Origin of the sequence: Tahibacter caeni (assembly GCF_024609805.1) — a bacterium.
GTDB classification, from domain to species: domain Bacteria; phylum Pseudomonadota; class Gammaproteobacteria; order Xanthomonadales; family Rhodanobacteraceae; genus Tahibacter; species Tahibacter caeni.
The window spans coordinates 1-1,719 of record NZ_JANFVR010000574.1 but is presented as its reverse complement, the minus strand read 5'-3'; the positions used below and the strand labels follow the sequence as shown (position 1 = coordinate 1,719).

Below are 1,719 nucleotides of genomic sequence, written 5' to 3'. Positions count from 1 at the left end.
GGCCGTGACCGGAACCTGCGCGCCCGGCGCGACGCGTTCGCCGGCCTGCTGCACGACGTTGGCCGCGGCCAGCGCGCCGGCGAGGTCGGCCGGCGCCATGCCGTAGGCGGCCAGGCGCGTCGCGTCGAGTTCGACGACGACGGCGCGCTCGGGCGCGCCGATCGTGTAGACGTCGCGCGTGCCCGGCACGCGCTTGAGTTCGGTTTCGAGCGTATGCGCGACTTCCGCGAGCTCGGTCGCGCCGCCCGCGCCGTCGCCGGACAACGTCAGGCTCAGCACCGGCACGTCGTCGATGCCCATGGGCCGCACGAGCGGCTGGCCGACGCCCAGCTTCGCCGGCGCCCAGTCCTGGTTGGAATAGACCTGGTTGTACAGGCGCACGAGCGCGTCCTGGCGCGGCACGCCGACCTGGAACTCGACGGTCAGCACGGCCATGCCCGGGCGCGACACGGAATAGACGTGCTTCACGCCGTCGATCGCGGCGAGCTTCTGCTCCAGCGGATAGCTGACGAGATTCTCGACGTCGTCGGCCGGCGCGCCCGCGAACGGCACGAACACGTTGGCCATGGTCACGTCGATCTGCGGTTCCTCCTCGCGCGGCGTGATCGCGACGGCGACGAGTCCGAGCAGCAGGCCGGCCAGCGCGAGCACCGGCGTCAGCGGGCTGGCGGCGAACAGGCGCGCGAGCCGGCCGGAAATGCCGAGCCTGACCGGTGCGGCGCTCATCGGGCCTGCTCCGTGCCCGCCAGATGCGCCAGCGCCGCGAGCGGGTCGGCGGCGATGCGTTCGCCGGGCGCGAGGCCGGCCAGCACCTCGACCTCGTCGCCAAAGCGCTGGCCCAGGCGCAGCTGGCGCAGTGCGACGCGGTCGGCCGCGTCGACGACGTATACCGCGGTCAGCTCGCCGCGCCGCACGAGCGCAGCGGATGGAATCAACAGGCGATCGAGCGTGCCGATCGCGAACGCGACCTTGGCCGTCATGCCCGGCTGCAGGCCGGTCTCGGCCTCGGGCAGCTCGACGCGGACGCGGAAACTGTGCGTCCGCGGATCGGCGTAGGGAAAGACGACGACCTGCTGCGCCTGGATGCGACGGCCGTCCTCCAGCAGCACGGCCGCCGACGCGTGGTCGCGGATCGCGGCGACGTCGCCCTGGGGAATCTCGGCTTCGACGCGCAGCCGCGCGAGCGACAGGCCCGAGACCAGCGCCTGTCCCGGCCGCACGGTCTCGCCGATGCGCACGTGGCGCTCGGTCAGGATGCCGCTGTACGGCGCGCGCACGACCGTGTAGTCGACTTGCTCGCCGGCGCCGCGGACGGCCGCGCGCGCCGCTTCGAGCGTGGCCTTGGCCGACTCGTGGCGCGCGGCCGCCTGATCATAGGCGGCCTGGGCGATGAGTTTGCGGTCCAGCATCTCCTTCGCCCGCGTGAACGCGAGCTGCGCTTCGCGCGCGCCGGCTTCGGCCGCGCGCAGGGCCGCGTCGGCCTGGCGGCGGCCGGACTCCTGCTCCACGTCGGTGAAGCGCACGACGACCTGACCGGCCTTGACGTAGTCGTTCACGTCGAACGGCAGCTCGACGACGCGGCCGCCGGTCTGCGCCGACAACGTCGCCTTGTCGACTGCGTCGACGACGCCGTCCCAGACGCGCTCGCGGTCGCCGGCGCGCGCCGCGACGGTCACGGTCGCGAACGCGACCTCGGCCGCGCCGGTCGCCGGTGGCGGC

At 73.9% G+C, this 1,719-nt stretch carries 2 protein-coding genes; both read right to left on the bottom strand.

Going from position 1 to position 1,719, the window contains the following annotated elements; genetic code table 11:
- Positions 1 to 726, bottom strand: a 726-nt coding sequence (locus NON22_RS23895; protein WP_257389485.1) for an efflux RND transporter permease subunit, incomplete at its 3' end; no start/stop codon positions are given.
- Positions 723 to 1,719: efflux RND transporter periplasmic adaptor subunit (locus NON22_RS23890; RefSeq protein ID WP_257389484.1), on the bottom strand; the 997-nt coding region annotated here is incomplete at its 5' end. The genes NON22_RS23895 and NON22_RS23890, both read right to left, overlap by 4 nt.